We start from the raw sequence: 16720 nt of genomic DNA on the forward strand, positions 1-16720 counted from the left end.
CATAGTCAACTGCAACTGAACTCCCGGGGAGGACTATTGTGCGGTTGGACCGAGCATATCAAGAAACCTCTGGAATTCCGTACAGCGGAATGAAAGAGGTTTTATCGTTTATGGGAGGATGCAAAAAAACCACCTTAATTTAGATAGAAGTTTGATAGAAGCTATTTCAAAAATATGTCACTTCATCCTCCCAACGAGTTTGCGACCCGCAGGGTCTTTGACGGCGCGTCGTTTCATTCGCTTGCCCCCCGGAGGGGTCCTTTGGGGACAGGATGAACCCCCCATTTGTTCACCCTGAGCGAGTCCCTAAGGGGACGAGTCGAAGGGTCAATCTAATTTCATTCTTCAGATAGCTTCTATTCGAACTTGGTTATTTTTATCACCTACAAGCAGGAAATTACCCTGAGGCTAAGAAATTTTTGCCATAAAAATTGAACCAACTATGCGACTGCAATATCATGATGCAGTCGCACTGGAGGGGAATAATATGAAACGAATTTTTCAGCTTATTTTTTGGATGAGTGCTCTTTCAGCGCATCCGTTGCAGGCACAATGGGTTCAAACAATCGGGCCCTACGGCGGTAACATTTCTTGTTTTGCTGTAGATAGTACGTCGATATTTGCCGGTACTGCCAGCGGCGGGGTCTTTCTGTCGACGAATGATGGGCAGACTTGGGTTTCTGCGGAGTCCGGATTGATAAACACCAGTACTTGGGCGCTCGCTGCTGATGGTGTGAATCTTTTTGCTGGTACGAACGGGCCGTACGGAGGCGGGTTATTTGCATCGACCGACAACGGCGCGAACTGGACCGCCCTTGGTTTTGAACCCTACGGTGTGAGGCGCCTTGTCAAAAGTGGCTCGAATCTTTATGCAGCGGCTTTCGGCGGACTTTTTCTCTCCACCAACGGCGGCGCAAACTGGGATACGCTTTTAACAAAGAGCAACATTACTGCACTCGCTGTGAATAATTCGAATCTTTTTGTCGCCGCGGGCTATGATGGTGTTTATCGATCCACGAACAAAGGCCTCAGCTGGACTTTGTCCGATTCCGGACTGACAGATAATATTGTCAACACCCTTGTCATATCCGGCACGAACCTTTTTGTCGGAACAACTTTGCCAGTTCCAGTCCCGGTTGACCAGGCGCCACATCCTTACGGCGGTGTCTTTCTCTCGACGAACAACGGTGAAAACTGGATGGCAGTTGATTCGGGGTTGCAAAATACACCGGTTACCGTTCTTGCCGTGAAAGGTGCGGATGTCTTTGCGGGGACTTCCAGAGGTGTCTTTCTTTCGACAAACAACGGAACAACCTGGGCTCAAATGAATAATGGATTGACGGACACGAACATTAATGTCCTTGCTGTAAAAGGCACAAAGCTGTTCGCGGGCACCGGCACCGGCATTTTTCTCTCGACGAACAATGGCGCAAGCTGGACTGCGGCAAGCACGGGGATAACGGGTACTTCGATCTCCGCCCTTGGCGGGTTCGGTTCGAATATCTTTGCAGGTGAAAACGGCATTCAGCTGTCCACAGACAGCGGAAACAGCTGGTTGACGGCGGACTCAGGTATTGGACCGTATTCTTATGTTGATGCGTTAGCCCAATCCGGCACGGATCTCTTCGCTGGAATGAGATTTCAACACGGCATCCTTCGTTCAACGAACAACGGCACGAGCTGGAGTTTGCTGGATTCAGGATTGACAAACCTCTACATCACCTGTCTCACCGTGTCCGGTTCGAACCTCTTTGTCGGAGACGGGCAAAGCGGGAATGGTGTATTTCTTTCGACCAACAACGGAGCGAATTGGACAGCAGTCGACTCAGGACTGACAAACACCTCGGTCTATTCACTTGCAGTTATCCCCGGCGAGGCTGGCGCCGCCAACGTATTTGCGGGAACCCAAAACGGCGGTGTTTTTCTCTCAACGAATAACGGCAAGAGCTGGACTTTACCGGGCACGGGATTGTCTAACGAAATAGTCTTTGCCCTTGCCGGTGAAGGTACGAGACTCTTTGCTGCGACCGGGGAGGGCGTTTACCTTTCCACAGACAACGGCAAAAGCTGGGAAGCCGCCGGTTTAACAAACAATAATGTTTCATCCCTTATTGTTATCGGCGGGTATGTTTTTGCAGGGACAGTTTATACAGGCGTATCAAATGGGGGTATATTCCTTTCTGGCAATAACGGCGCAAATTGGAAAGCGGTCGATACAGGCATGACTAATACTAACATCAGCTCTCTTGCCGTGATAGGGTCAAATCTTTTTGCGGGGACGTATGGGGGCGGGGTTTGGAAGCGGTACTTGAATGAGATGATCCCTGATGATGCTGTAAAAGCGACCAAGAGTGGAATACCGACTATATTTACGCTCTCACAGAATTATCCAAACCCGTTTAACCCAACGACAACGATTTCATTTGCTCTTCCAACCCGGTCATACGTATCATTGAAAATTTTTGATGTGCTGGGAAGAGAAGTATCAACGATTGTTTCCGGCGTATTACCGGCTGGAAGTTATTCTCGGCAGTGGAATGCGGCAGACATGCCGAGCGGCGTTTATTTTTATCAGCTACGGGCCGGAACATTTAACGAGACGAAAAAGCTTTTGCTGGTAAAATAATACGGGTGATAAATAGGATTTTGACATTCACGATTCGATCGATAACTGTTTAGAGGCCCAAGCATTAACTCAAGACGAACGATTGGGATGCAACGATAGACGGAGGGGGGTGAGATTTCTAAATTATTTGTCCCGTAAGAATTCGTTGCCGCACAGGATGCATTTTTAAGAAGGTCGCCCGCAGGGATACGCCTCTGAGGAAAAACATGCCCATGAATTGGCTCAAGCGAGTGATGTCATTTGGTCGGACGGGTGACCATAATTTTTCACGGGAAGTTTTGGAATATTTTACGCAGCGGACCAAGACGTGGATAAAGCATATTCCCCAAGTCTTCACGCTAAAACAGCCCGGAAACGGGCATTTCGTAGTTTGCAATAATCCGGGGAATAGACTATGTTATTTCCTATGGGAAGGAAGTTGAGCTGATGAAACTATGAGACGCCCTATTCTGTTAATCAAGTTGTATATGAAATTTTCTCATTTCGCGTTATGAAAAGCTCCGGACTCGGCCGTATTATCATAGGGGTAGTTCTCGGAGCATATTTGGGAACTGGAATCCTTAGCCCAAGGGTTCCTCTTGTTCAAATGCTCCATGGTAAATTTGACAACTCTCTTTCGTTCCAGAATGAACGAAGTATTGACATTGATGAGAGTCCCTATTGGACGTCTCATAAACATCTAACAACGCCAGAATTATTCTCCAGCGACCACATCGTTTGCGCTGCCGAGCCATGGGTCAGCGTTATCACTCCTGAGCTGTCCTTTGAAATCCAATCCGCAATTCTTCCGATCCCTGCACCTTTCTCTCCGTCTAACGCTTTTCGTGCACCTCCTCGTTCGTAGCCTCAAATCCTAGTTCTGAATATCACCTTCAACCGACCTATGGAAGAAGCTATCCTTCGGCCGGAGTTTAAATTAAGCTAAGAAGCAGACTGCGAAATATTTCGCGATTCCTCCTTCTGGCGCCATCTGCGATTATTGATTTGGCTCGCAGCGGAATCATCGCTGAAGAAATGGGACAACGTGAATTCCGTAAGTCCAAAAGATGAAAATATAATTTTCAAGCAATGCTACCATGAAAACAAAGGAAAGTATCGAAGGACTCATTACACAATTATCCAATCGAAATGGGATGGAGCGGGAGCGCGCGAGAAGAGAATTGGTGAAGATCGGCAGACCCGCTATGCCTTACCTTATCAGCCTGCTCTCAAACCGCAAGCAACATCTGCGTTGGGAGGGATGCAAGGCAATTGGAAGCATCGCCGACCCGGTGGCATCAAGCGTTCTTGTGAATGTTTTGACCGATGATAATGAGGAAATCAGGTGGCTGGCCGCAGAAGGACTTATTGCGCTGAAACAACACGCATTCGTGCCTCTGCTGCGAGTCCTTCAGACGAAATTCGATTCCCCTTATGTTCGCTCGGGGGCTCATCACATTCTTGATGCGTTTGAGAAGCAGCATCTTCTCTCAAAGGAGATGAAAGAAGTACTTGATGCGCTCCGTTATCTGAGGCCTAAGATTTCAGTGGCCTTGGCAGCCAGCAGAGCGCTGCAGTCCAATAGCAGGTCGGGCAATTAGCTTTGCAGTCTGATTCTGCGGCCTCGAACTCGAACTACCGAACACACTGAAAATGCTCTTCGCCAATCCATGGAAGGAACCCCCCTTGAATATGAACGAGGTATCTCGAAACGATCAAACATCGTCATCGCCCGGACGTCCATCAGACTGGGCTGCCCTTCCTCTTTCGGAAGCCAAGATGGAGCTTGGTTTTTCCGCTGAGGGGCTTAGCGAAGCTGAGGTACAACGGCGCCTGACTCAGTACGGGTATAACGAGCTCGTTGAGAAGAGGGCCAATCCTTATCTCAAATTTCTCTCCTATTTCTGGGGTCCAATTCCCTGGATGATCGAATCGGCAGCTGTACTGTCGGCGGTCGTGCAACACTGGCCGGATTTCTTCATCATCCTCGTTTTGATGATTGCTAACGCGGGGGTTGGCTTCTGGGAGGAATATCAAGCCGGCAATGCAATAGCCGCTTTGAAGGCCAAGCTGGCCCTTAAGGCCCGCGTTCGTCGTGCGGGTAAGTGGAGGTCGATAGCAGCAAGGGAATTAGTGCCGGGAGACACGATCCGTGTGCGGCTTGGGGACATTGTTCCAGCGGACGCTTACGTATTGGAAGGCGAGTCCGTTGAAGTTGATCAATCCGCCTTGACAGGTGAATCTTTACCGGTCACGCGCGAGTCCGGTAGAACAATTTACTCCGGATCGATCATCCGCAGGGGGGAGAGCGAAGCAATGATCTACGCGACGGGATCAAAAACTTTTTTTGGTAAAACGGCACAACTAGTTCAGACGGCGCACACGGTCAGCCATTTTCAAAAAGCCGTGCTGAAAATAGGCAACTACCTTATTATCATGGCCATTGTCCTCGTCGCCTTGATCCTTATCGTGGCTATCGTCCGCGATGACAAATTGACGACGGCACTGCAGTTTGCCCTCGTGTTGACCGTAGCCGCTATTCCAGTCGCCATGCCTACTGTGTTATCGGTCACCATGTCTGTCGGAGCGCGGCTTCTTTCGCGGAAACAAGCTATTGTCAGCCGCTTGGCTGCCATTGAAGAGCTGGCTGGGATGGATATTTTGTGTTCAGATAAAACTGGTACACTGACGCAAAACAAACTGACCCTCGGTGATCCCTTCTGCATCTCCGGGATAGCTGTTTCGGATGTGATTCTAAGTGCTGCCCTTGCGTCGCGTGCCGAAAATGATGATACAATTGACCTGGCCATATTGAGCGGTTTGAAGGACAGTCAAGTGCTCAATAGCTACCGCGTGACTCACTTTCAACCCTTTGACCCCGTTCATAAGCGTACGGAGGCCGCAGTAACATCCCCTGATGGGAAGACGTTCAATGTCTCAAAGGGTGCGCCGCAGGTAATACTCGCGTTGGCATCGAATGCATCGTCGGTTGGTCCAGTAGTAGAGAAGGTAACAAATGAATTTGCTTCGAGAGGTTACCGCTCGCTTGCTGTAGCACGGACGGATGCAGAAGGTATGTGGCAGTTTCTCGGGATACTCCCGCTGTTAGACCCGCCGCGAGTAGATTCCAAAGAAACAATCGAAACAGCTCGAAGTATGGGAGTGAATGTCAAGATGGTGACCGGTGATCAGCGTTCCATCGCACAAGAAATCGCCACGCAGCTCGGGCTGGGGTCCAACATTCTGGACGCCAGCGGTTTCGTAGCTGACCAAAAATTAGAGACTGAGCAGTTTAGGGACATCATTGAAAAAGCAGACGGCTTTGCGCAGGTCTTCCCCGAGCACAAGTTCAGGATCGTCAGTGTGTTGCAGGAACGGAACCATATTGTCGGAATGACCGGCGACGGCGTCAATGACGCACCCGCGTTGAAGAAAGCCGACGCAGGGATTGCAGTCGCAGGCGCCACTGACGCTGCCCGTGCGGCTGCCTCAATCATACTCCTGTCGCCGGGGTTGTCAGTTATCATCGATGCGATCAAAGAGAGCCGCAAGATATTCCAACGAATGAACAGCTACGCCATCTATCGCATCGGAGAAACTGTCCGCGTGTTGTTATTCATGACCTTTTCGATTCTCATCTTTGACTTCTATCCGGTGACGGCGGTCATGATCGTTCTTCTCGCATTGCTAAATGACGGAGCTATCCTCTCGATCGCTTATGACGTGGCGCGGTACTCCAACGAACCAGAAGCGTGGAACATGCGCACGGTGCTGGGCATTGCGTCGATCCTGGGAGTGATGGGAGTTTTTGCATCCTTTGGACTTTTTTACCTCGGTGAACGCGTCTTTCATCTCAGCCGGGATTTTATCCAACCATTAATGTATCTAAAGCTATCAGTGGCGGGGCATTTGACTATTTTTCTATCACGGACTCGCGGCCCATTCTGGTCGACTCGCCCTGCTCGCGTCCTAATTTTTGCAGTACTCGGAACGCAGCTCATTGCTACGCTGATCGCCGTCTACGGAGTGTTGATGCCTCCGATAGGCTGGGGGTGGGCTGCCGCAATCTGGGCTTATGCCATCGCCTGGTTCTTGGTGAATGACCGAGTTAAGGTTGCGGCATATCGATTTATTGATCGTCCGAATTCTCGCCATTAACATGAGTCTTCAATCACGGTATTCATTCTAGAACCATTTTGAGAAGGGAAAATGAAAATCAAAGATCCAAATATTCCGGCTACTGCCAGCAAGTCAACTGAGAACTCCCGGATGCTTTTTATGTCGCTTTTAGCTTCCATTATCGGTATCGCTGCGGGCTTCACCGCATACGGGTTGTACACGCTCATTGCCATAGTAAGTAATCTTGTTTTCTTTCACCGTGTTTCAATTGAAATTCCAAAACTTCAGTCGCATATCCTGGGGTATTGGGTGGTGATCGTTCCCGTCTTAGGAGGCATTATTGTAGGATTGATGGCCAAATACGGTTCCTCAAAGATCAAGGGGCATGGAATTCCTGAGGCAATGGAAGCCGTTCTTACGAATCGTAGTCGAATAGATCCAAAAGTTGCGATTCTTAAGCCCTTATCGGCGGCCATCGCAATCGGCACCGGCGGCCCGTTCGGAGCTGAAGGCCCCATCATTCAGACCGGCGGCGCATTGGGATCTTTGGTGGGTCAATTTATTCACACTACAGCCGCTGAACGAAAGATTTTGCTTGCTTGCGGAGCCGCCGCAGGAATGGCAGCGACGTTTAGCACGCCTATTGCCGCCGTCATCCTCGCTATTGAACTGCTCGTGTTTGAATTCAAAGCGCGCTCGTTCATCCCGCTCGTGATCGCTACAACCACCGCTACGGCGGTACATTTCCAGTTCATGGGCCGTGGCCCGATGTTCAATATGGGCGAAGTGGATTTTGGAATTCCGAATTCTCTCCCGATGTTCATCGTCCTCGGTTTATTATGCGGCCTTGCCGCGGTTGTATTCACCAATGCGTTCTACTGGATTGAGGATCAGTTCGAGCGGCTGTCCAAATTGCGCATTCCGATCGACGAAATGTGGTGGCCTGCAATCGGCGGACTTGGCCTCGGTGTTATCGCACTCGCTCTGCCCCGAGTGCTCGGTGTTGGCTACGACACGATTTCCGATATTCTCAACGAACGGCTCACGCTGGTCGTGCTTCTTGCCATTGTATTGTTAAAAAGCCTGGCGTTAATTGTTTCGCTCGGTTCGGGTACATCGGGGGGGCTCCTCGCACCCATGTTCATGGTGGGAGCTGCCCTTGGAGGCTCTTTCGCGCTGATCATGAACTCGTTGTTTCCCGGCCTCCATCTATCGCTGTCGGCATTTGCGTTGGTGGGAATGGCAGCGATGTTCGGCGCCGCATCACGAGCGACGTTTACGTTCATTATTTTTGCATTTGAAATCGTGCGGGACTACAATGCCATCTTACCCCTGATGCTTGGCTGCGTCATTGCGGACGCTGTTGGATTACTGTTGATGAAGAATTCCATCATGACGGAAAAACTCGCGCGGCGCGGCCTGCGGGTGCACGGCGACTATGAGGCGGACATTCTTCAACAAACAACGGTGGTAAAAGTCATGGACAAGGAACCTCAAACAATACCCTCGTCACTGCCGGTCTCTGTGTTGGCAGATCGCATTGTGAGAGGGGATCCATCGGTAACAAAGCATAAAGCGGTCTTTATGCAAAATGAAAATGAAGAATTGGTCGGGATCATCACACAAGGGGATGTTCTTCGATCCGGCGAACTTCATTCCGAATACCCCGTAACCGTTTCCGAGGCGGGGAACACTATATTGATTTTGACATATCCAGACGAAACATTGCATGAAGCGTCAACGAAAATGCTGCAGAACAATATTGGCAGGCTTCCCGTCGTCGAGAGAAGTAATCCAACAAAACTTATCGGCTATCTTGGCAGGACTGAAGTGCTTGGGGCTCGGATGCACCGAATCAAGGAAGAAGAAGTATTGGAGCAGGGATGGATACGTCACGCAATACGATTGACAAAAATAGAAAGGGAAAAAAGCTAGAAGAACCTTTTGATCCTGGTAATAGGTTATTTATACCCAAATCATCAACTGCGTGCTGTCCAGCGACGGCCGGCACCACAGGAGTTTTGGAACAGAAACGCCAAAGAGGATCTGCGGAAACGGAAAGACCGTTTATGTTGTGACATCAATAATATTTCTGCATTGAAGAATTTTCTTATTGATTCAACCAGAATCGATTATTATATTAAATTCATAATCCGGTGCGACCGTTAAACGAGCCTTACGGATTTTCGTTTTTGCAGAAGCACTCGACGTTAAGAAACAGACAAAATACCCGGTTCCTCTCAGGCTCTTAGCTCAGTCCCAACGGGACTTCGCTTCAAGCCTGCGGATTGTAATATCGGGCTCTTAGCTCAGTTGGTTTAGAGCGCTACCTTGACACGGTAGAGGTCAGAGGTTCGAATCCTCTAGGGCCCACAGATCCTTCCCCCGACCGACAGCCCGATCTATTGCTGCAGCAGTTTGTATCTGTAAAATTCTCCCTTCGATTTCATCAGTTTTTTATGGCTCCCCGATTCTACGCACACTCCGTTCTTGAGCACTAGAATACGGTTGGCATTGCGAATGGTCGAGAGCCGATGCGCGACGATGAATGTCGTTCGCCCCCGAATAAGCCGTTGTATCGCTTCCTGAATTAGTGATTCCGAGACGACATCGAGCGAGGAGGTGGCCTCGTCAAGAATGATCACCCTCGGGTCCCGTATTAGCGCCCGCGCAATTGAAATCCGCTGCCGCTGTCCGCCGGAAAGCCGTGTCCCCAATTCGCCGAGTTTGGAGTCGAGCCCGTGCGGCATTTTCGAAACAAAGTCAACGGCATTGGCCATCTGCAAGGCCTCCCAAATGCGTCGATCATCGATCGACTGAAGTCCATAGACAATATTTTCGCGTACCGATCCGCTGAAAAGAAGGGGGGTCTGCGGCACCACCGCAAGAAACCGGCGGTACTGTCGCAGGTCCAATTCCTTCATGTCGACGCCGTCGAGCAAGATCCTCCCCGATGTCGGACGACGGAATCCGATGACGAGACTCATCAGCGTGGTCTTTCCTGATCCCGATTCGCCGACGCATGCTATCGATTCTCCGGCATGTATCCGGCAGGAGAAATTTTTGACGGCAGGAGACAGGCTCTTTTCATACGTAAAGCTGACGTCTTCAAAAGTGAAATTGCCTTTCACCGAATCAACGGGGCGTTTGCCTGCGTTCTGTTCTATATCGGGGGATTCGAGGACCTCGCTTATCGAGCGGATCGATTCAAATCCTCTGGCGAGCTCCGGGTACGAATTCAGGATCAGGTTTACTGCGCCGACGATCATCGCAAAGAAACTCTGGAACAAAACAACATCGCCGACGCTGATCGTCTTTCGATACGCGAGAAATGCGCTGAACATCAGGCAGACCAGCATCACCACCTGAAACGACGTCCACGAACTCGCTCCGAAGATCGCACCGACCATCTCAAGACGGATTCCTTTGTTTTTTACATTTTCCAGACGGGAATTCATTTTCGAGACTTCGACCTCTTCCACCCCATGTGCGCGCGTGATCGGGATCATCTGGATCATTTCAATGACGTTCGCCGAAAGCGATTCGATCTCATTCCGGTATTCCATATTCCTGGCTGTCATCCTTCTTGAGAACAAAAAAACAAGGCTCGAGGAGACGGGAACGGAAACCAAGTAGAACAGTGCGACGATCGGCTGTTTGAAGACGGTGAATGAGAAGGCGAAAACGATCGTGAGGATGGCCGGCAGAACGGAATTCATAAGGTTCCGGGAGAGGATCTCCAGCGTCTCGACGTCGCGGAGAATCTTGGTCTGAAGCTTGCCGGATTGATATTTATCGTGGAAGGAAATGGACAGCTCCTGAAGCCGCTTAACGATCGCTGACCTCAGGTTCAACTGCATTGTGTTGACCGCACCGCTGAATACCCGCACATAGAGCGTGTGCATCGGAATATTCTGAATAATGATGAGAAAGAAGACACCCCCGACAAGCCATAGATCACCGGAGGAATACTTGCTTGTATCGCTGATAATGTTGATGATCCTTGCAATGACGACCGGAAGAAACCAAACTGGAGAGTGCTTGATCGTGAAGAAAATGACCGCCACCGCGATCTTACGGTACTCTCCCCGGTAAATGTGAAGGAAATTCTTGAAAGGGTGATCGTGCGTAAACTCGTACTGCGACAAATCTCTCTCTGTTATCATACTCTCAGGTGATTGCATTGAGGCGCGGACGTGCATCTAAAAACGAAAACCTCCGTCATGGGGGAGCATCGGAGGCTTGCACCGGCTCGGAGACGCGCCGGTCTACGTTTACCGAATAAATGTAGCAGGAATCGGATGCAGAATCAAGCCAGACGAATGTATTTCCAGGCGGGGGAGTGTAGCGTCTTTTGGATGGCTGGACGGATTGAAGAAAATATACACGCTGCAGCCGTTCGACTCCGCCGCGACGGCTCATCCTTTTCCCAAAGGACCCCTCCGGGGAGCAAGCGCAGCTCGTCTGGTCAGGCCATTCCTTTGGGATAAAGAGGGCTTCGCGCCCCGCTCCTTTTCGCCGGGATCTGGGTGAACATTCCTCTCATATGTCATTCAAAAAAAACCGCTGCCCGGACGGGGAAGCGGTTGCTTTCCGAACTCTCCGGTGTTACATTGACCTGCAAAGATTTTGCATCGTTTGCCCCCCACGCCGACCGTATTGCGTTATGGCATTTATGTAAGCTGTCCCACGCCCCAACTCGGGTTGAGTTTTGAGTTTTTTTGCCTTACTTTATGTCTTGATTAGTCTGGCTTTTTTTTCGAACTAGGATTGAAAGATACTGATGACAGAGTCGCAATCGCTTCGCGTCCTTCTTGTTGATGATGAAGATTCATTCCGCCTCAGCATCGAAATGGGGCTGAAAATGACGAGTACCTTTGTCATTGAGTCGTGCGCGTCCGGCGAAGAAGCGGTTGATCTCTTAAAAAGAGAGACCTTCGACGTCATCCTTCTCGATAACCGGATGGGGGAGATGTCGGGAATGGATGTCCTCGAATGGATGCATAAGCAAAAGATTTCGACGCCGGTCATTCTTGTGACTGCCGCAGGTTCCGAGTCGACAGCGATTGAAGCCCTGCAACTGGGAGTCTACGATTACATCCGGAAGGATCATCTCGATATCGAGCGGCTCTCGCTCGCGATCAAGAGTGTATACGAACGGTATCAGTATCGGAAGCAAATTATCGAGAATGATGCGAAAGAACGCCTCCTCCTTGAAAAGCAGCACGAACTTGATTCGCTCAGGACATTCCATGATACGGTGAACTCCATCGGCCAGTTGGTGGAAAAAAGCCTTGGAGACCTTTCTTCTGCCCTGAAGCGGCATGAAAACGCGTTGCTGGCAACCGTGAAGGAAGGGAAGGAGCAGGAGAGTAAGGATATTTTCACGGAATTGAAGCAAGGGCTCGAAGTTATCGCCTCGGGAGTCAGTTCGATGCGCAGCCTTTCAACGATGGTGACAAAAAAATTGGATGAAATTCATATCGTCCCTCAGCATAACAAACACTGATGCCTCATCAGCCCGCGTGCCAACGTCGAATACCGGCTTGCCTTTTTTGCCCCTTACGCAACATGCCTTTCGAAATTTTCAATTTAACTTTCACGATTTGATCTATTCTATGGGACCCTCCATGCGCGCTCTATTTTCTCCGTATAAAACACTCTTTGTCATCGCTGTTGCTTGCGTTACTCTCTCTGCTCAGACCGATAAAAAGGGGCTGACCCTTGAGGATATTTTTAGCTCCGGCAAATATACAGGGAAAACGCTCAGCGGCATCCATTGGATGAAAGACGGGGCACACTTTTCGTACACCGAAAGAGATACGACCGCAAAGGCCACAAGCATCTATGCTTATGATGTCAAAAAGAAATCAAGCGCGTTGATCCTCAGCACGGTGTCATTAAAGCTGAATCAAAACGACCCGCCGTTTCGTTTTACGACGTACCAGTGGTCTCCGAACGAGAAACAAATTCTCTTCATCTCTGCGCCGCCGGAGAGGGAATATTTGTCGCGTCTAACGCCCGCAGGCAATGTCTTTTTATTCGACCTGCAGTCCAAATTATTCCGCCGTCTTACCAACGTCACTGAGCCTCAATACAATGTAAAATTCTCTCCGGATGGAAATTCTGTTGGTCTGGTCCGTCAAAATAATATCATCGTGATCGATATTGCATCCGGCACAGAGCATCAATTGACAAAGGACGGGGCAGAGCATGTCATCAACGGAAAGTTCGATTGGGTCTACGAAGAAGAATTTGAAATTTCGGACGGCTGGCAATGGTCTCCGGACAGCAAACACATTGCGTTTTGGCGGCTCGATGAAAATCGCGTCCCTGAATACACGATGACCGAATGGGATTCCCTGTACCCAACATTGATACCGATGCGTTATCCGAAAGCGGGTGAACCGAACTCCATCGTCAAAATCGGCGTTGTCGATGTCCAGACTGGTACAACGCAGTGGATGGACCTTGGCGCGAACGACGATATTTACGTTCCAAGAATGAATTGGACGAAAGATCCGTCGGTCCTTTCGATTCAGCGGCTGAATCGCGCGCAGAATACCATCGAGCTCCTGTATGCCACGATCGCCACCGGGGCGACCAAAGCCGTCGTAACGGAATCCGACGACAAATGGATCGACGTGACGAACGACCTTACGTTCTTAAAGGATGGGAAATTTATTTGGCCCTCCGAACGCGACGGCTATCGTCATCTCTACCTCTACAAAAACGATGGGACGCTTCTTAACCAAATTACAAAAGGGGAGTGGGAAGTGGAATCATTTTACGGCGTGGATGAAGAGAACGGCGAACTGTATTTTTCTTCCACGGAAGAGTCCCCACTTGAACGGCAGGTCTATAAGATCCGATTGAACGGGAAAGGTAAAACCCGGCTGACGGCAAAGGCCGGAACACATGCGGCAAATTTTTCCCCCTCCATGGAATATTTCCTCGACACGTACTCAAATATTTCGACCCCTCCGTCCGTAGCAATCCTCAGGAATGACGGAAGGCCGATCGCTACCGTCGTGGAAGGCGCTATTCCGGCCCTTAACGATCTTCAACTGGGGAAGACCTCATTCCTCTCGGTAACGACGTCCGATGGCGTCCGGCTCAACGCGGCGATTATGAAGCCGGCTGATTTCGATTCAACAAAAAAATACCCGGTTCTCGTTTATACATACGGCGGTCCCGGCTCTCAGGTCGTTGTCAACAGATGGGAACGGACGTCGGATGTTCTTTGGTACACCTATTTGACGCAGCACGGCTATTTGATCTTCATGATCGATAATCGTGGAACCGGTGCACGCGGAAAAGCCTTTAAGACGGCCGGATACAGAAATTTGGGGAAGTGGGAAGTGCATGACCAGGTGGAAGGAGCGAAGTATCTCGGCTCGCTCCCGTACGTTGACAGATCCAGGATCGGCATCTGGGGATGGAGTTACGGCGGTTATCTGACAAGCATGGTGATTCTCAACGGCGCTGATTACTTTAAGACTGCGATCGCCGTTGCCCCGGTCACCAGCTGGCGGTATTATGATAACATTTACACAGAACGCTATATGGGCACTCCTCAGAATAATCCGGAGGGATATGCGGAGAGCTCGCCGATCACCCACGCTGCAAAACTTAAAGGAAATTTCTTATTGATCCACGGAACGAGCGACGACAATGTTCATTTTCAGAACTCGGCGAACTTTGTTTCTGCGCTTGAAAAGGCCAACAAACAGTTCTCGGTCCGGTTTTACCCCGATAAAAATCATGGTATCTATGGAGGCGTGACCCGTCTTAATCTTTATACATTGATGACCAACTTCATTTTTGCAAATTTATAGGGGAAATACCTCCCCATCCTGCAAAAAGGACGGGAATGACGCCTTAAATGGCGATTGTTTGTTGCATGTTTCTTCGTTTTTAGCTAATTTATAGTTAAACAAGGGAGCATATACTGGAAGTGATTCATAGCGGAATTCAGCGAGAAAGAATCAGTTTGTGAATCGGAGATAGCTCTCTCCGATTTTTTATTTTTTAGGTTGTGATGTGATGAACACAGTGACGATAACTTTTCCGGACAACAGCAAAAAAGAATTCGAACGCGGGATAACCGGGGCTCAGATCGCAGAGGGGATCAGCCGCGGTTTGGCGAAGAACGCTCTTTCGGTAACTGTCAACGGCGAAGTATGGGATCTCAGCCGCCCGATCAACGGCGACGCTGCGGTCAAGATTAATACATGGGATTCTCCGGAAGGAAAATCGACGTACTGGCACAGCTCCGCCCACTTGATGGCCGAAGCGGTCGAAACACTGTTCCCCGGAACCAGGTTTGGCATCGGCCCGTCGATCGAAAACGGCTTCTACTATGATATCGATATGGGGGACCACTCCCTGACGAGCGAGGACCTTGCCGCGATCGAAGCAAAGATGAGGGAATTTGCTGAGCGGGACGAGAAGTTTCAGCGTGAAGAGGTCCCCTGGGAAAAAGCCGTCGATTATTTCACGAAGAAAGGGGATCAGTACAAACTGGAATTGCTGAATGAGTTCAAGGGGGAATCGATCAGCATGTATCATCAGGGAGATTTCACCGACCTGTGCTATGGTCCTCACATTCCCTCGACAGGAAAGATCAAGTTCATCAAACTGATGAACGTTGCGGGAGCCTATTGGCGCGGCAACGAGAAGAATAAAATGCTTCAGCGGATCTACGGTATCACCTTCCCGACGAAGCAAGAACTCGACGACTATCTTTTCAGGATCGAGGAGGCCAAGCGACGAGACCATCGCAAGATCGGCGCCGAGATGGAATTATTTCTTTTGACCCCGAAAGTGGGTGCCGGTCTGCCGCTCTGGATGCCGAAGGGAACGGTGATCCGCGAAACGCTGGAAAAATTCTTGCGCGAAGAACAGCGGAAACGAGGCTATCTTCCTGTTGTCACTCCTCATATCGCGAATTTAGAGCTCTACAAGACGTCGGGGCACTATCCGTATTACAAGGACTCTCAATTCGCGCCGATCACGATGGAGGATGGAGAACAGTTTTTGCTGAAGCCGATGAATTGTCCGCATCATCATCAGATCTATTCCGCGAAGCCCCGGTCGTACCGCGACCTGCCGATCCGCCTGGCGGAATTTGGCACTGTGTACCGATACGAACAATCCGGCGAGATGAGCGGACTGACGCGCGTTCGCGGCTTTACACAGGATGACGCCCACATTTATTGCTCGCATGATCAATTGAAACAGGAGATCGCACGAACGGTCGAGCTGACCCAATTTGTCTTCCGCACATTTGGCATGGAGGTCACCACGCGGCTTTCTTTCCGCGACGACAAGAACGTCGATAAATTCGGGGGCGATGCCGCGTTTTGGGAACAAGCGCAGCGGGAGATCAAAGAAGTTGCGGACGAGATGAAGCTGACCTATTTCGTCGGAATCGGCGAGGCTTCGTTCTATGGACCGAAGATCGACTTCATGGTGAAGGATGCCATCGGAAGAACCTGGCAGCTCGGCACAGTGCAGGTCGATTATGTGATGCCCGAACGATTTCAGTTGGAATTCACCGGGGCCGACGGTCAGAAGCACCGCCCCGTCATCATCCACCGCGCTCCGTTCGGGTCATTCGAGAGATTCATCGGCATTCTCATCGAACATTTTGCGGGGGATTTCCCGCTCTGGCTCGCTCCGGTGCAGGCGGTCGTTATTCCGATCACCGACGCACACGCAGAATATGCAACGTCCATTCTCGAAAGCCTGAAGAAGGCCGATATCAGGGCGGAATTTGACGATCGGAACGAGAAGGTCGGATACAAAATCCGCGACTGGGAGCTGAAAAAAGTTCCGTACATGGTTGTCGTCGGCGAGAAGGAGAAGGCGGCAGGGACGGCGTCCGTCCGCCAGCACAAAAAAGGCGATTTGGGCAGCGTCATTCCGGCAAGATTTATTGAACAGCTCCAGAACGAAATACAACAAAAATCTATCACGGCATAGGAGATACCC

At 50.2% G+C, this 16720-nt stretch carries 8 protein-coding genes and 1 tRNA gene; 8 read left to right on the forward strand and 1 reads right to left on the reverse strand.

The genetic code is table 11. From position 1 onward, the window contains the following. Positions 1-487 precede the first annotated feature (487 nt). The 5 genes from VMF88_09285 to VMF88_09305 all read left to right on the forward strand — a co-directional run bounded on the left by VMF88_09285 (position 488) and on the right by VMF88_09305 (position 9097). Entirely contained in the window at positions 488-2626 is a 2139-nt protein-coding gene (locus tag VMF88_09285) for a T9SS type A sorting domain-containing protein (protein ID HTY11251.1), read from the forward strand. A gap of 1076 nt (positions 2627-3702) precedes the next feature. Beyond that, a complete protein-coding gene (locus VMF88_09290; protein HTY11252.1) occupies positions 3703-4206 on the forward strand; it encodes a HEAT repeat domain-containing protein in 504 nt (167 codons plus the stop codon). A gap of 91 nt (positions 4207-4297) precedes the next feature. Then, complete coding sequence (locus tag VMF88_09295; protein ID HTY11253.1) at positions 4298-6763, forward strand: plasma-membrane proton-efflux P-type ATPase; 2466 nt, start codon at positions 4298-4300, stop codon at positions 6761-6763. 51 nt (positions 6764-6814) lie between these two features. After that, entirely contained in the window at positions 6815-8659 is a 1845-nt protein-coding gene (locus VMF88_09300; GenBank protein HTY11254.1) for a chloride channel protein, read from the forward strand. Positions 8660-9022: 363 nt separating this feature from the next. Continuing rightward, positions 9023-9097: transfer RNA gene (locus VMF88_09305), tRNA-Val, on the forward strand. 29 nt (positions 9098-9126) lie between these two features. Here VMF88_09305 and VMF88_09310 read toward each other — a convergent pair. Then, complete coding sequence (locus tag VMF88_09310; GenBank protein HTY11255.1) at positions 9127-10890, reverse strand: ABC transporter ATP-binding protein; 1764 nt, start codon at positions 10888-10890, stop codon at positions 9127-9129. Between the two features lie 617 nt (positions 10891-11507). On the opposite strand from VMF88_09310, the gene VMF88_09315 reads away from it, so the two are divergent. The 3 genes from VMF88_09315 to thrS all read left to right on the forward strand — a co-directional run bounded on the left by VMF88_09315 (position 11508) and on the right by thrS (position 16711). After that, positions 11508-12233 carry a response regulator gene (locus VMF88_09315; protein ID HTY11256.1) on the forward strand — a complete coding sequence of 242 codons (726 nt, stop codon included), beginning with the start codon at positions 11508-11510 and terminating at the stop codon, positions 12231-12233. Between the two features lie 121 nt (positions 12234-12354). Next, positions 12355-14562: a S9 family peptidase gene (locus tag VMF88_09320; protein HTY11257.1), complete on the forward strand. Its 2208-nt coding sequence runs from the start codon at positions 12355-12357 to the stop codon at positions 14560-14562. A 208-nt stretch (positions 14563-14770) separates the two neighbouring features. Then, positions 14771-16711, forward strand: coding sequence for a threonine--tRNA ligase (gene thrS, locus VMF88_09325; protein ID HTY11258.1), 1941 nt, complete (start codon positions 14771-14773; stop codon positions 16709-16711). Positions 16712-16720 lie beyond the last annotated feature (9 nt).

Source organism: Bacteroidota bacterium (genome assembly GCA_035506275.1).
Taxonomy (GTDB): Bacteria; Bacteroidota; Ignavibacteria; order UBA10030; family UBA8401; genus JAGVPT01.

Coding starts and splice junctions, on each gene's coding strand:
- VMF88_09285 (HTY11251.1), top strand. CDS start 488: ATGAAACGAATTTTTCAGCTTATTTTTTGGATGAGTGCTCTTTCAGCG.
- VMF88_09290 (HTY11252.1), top strand. CDS start 3,703: ATGAAAACAAAGGAAAGTATCGAAGGACTCATTACACAATTATCCAAT.
- VMF88_09295 (HTY11253.1), top strand. CDS start 4,298: ATGAACGAGGTATCTCGAAACGATCAAACATCGTCATCGCCCGGACGT.
- VMF88_09300 (HTY11254.1), top strand. CDS start 6,815: ATGAAAATCAAAGATCCAAATATTCCGGCTACTGCCAGCAAGTCAACT.
- VMF88_09310 (HTY11255.1), bottom strand. CDS start 10,890: ATGATAACAGAGAGAGATTTGTCGCAGTACGAGTTTACGCACGATCAC.
- VMF88_09315 (HTY11256.1), top strand. CDS start 11,508: ATGACAGAGTCGCAATCGCTTCGCGTCCTTCTTGTTGATGATGAAGAT.
- VMF88_09320 (HTY11257.1), top strand. CDS start 12,355: ATGCGCGCTCTATTTTCTCCGTATAAAACACTCTTTGTCATCGCTGTT.
- thrS (HTY11258.1), top strand. CDS start 14,771: ATGAACACAGTGACGATAACTTTTCCGGACAACAGCAAAAAAGAATTC.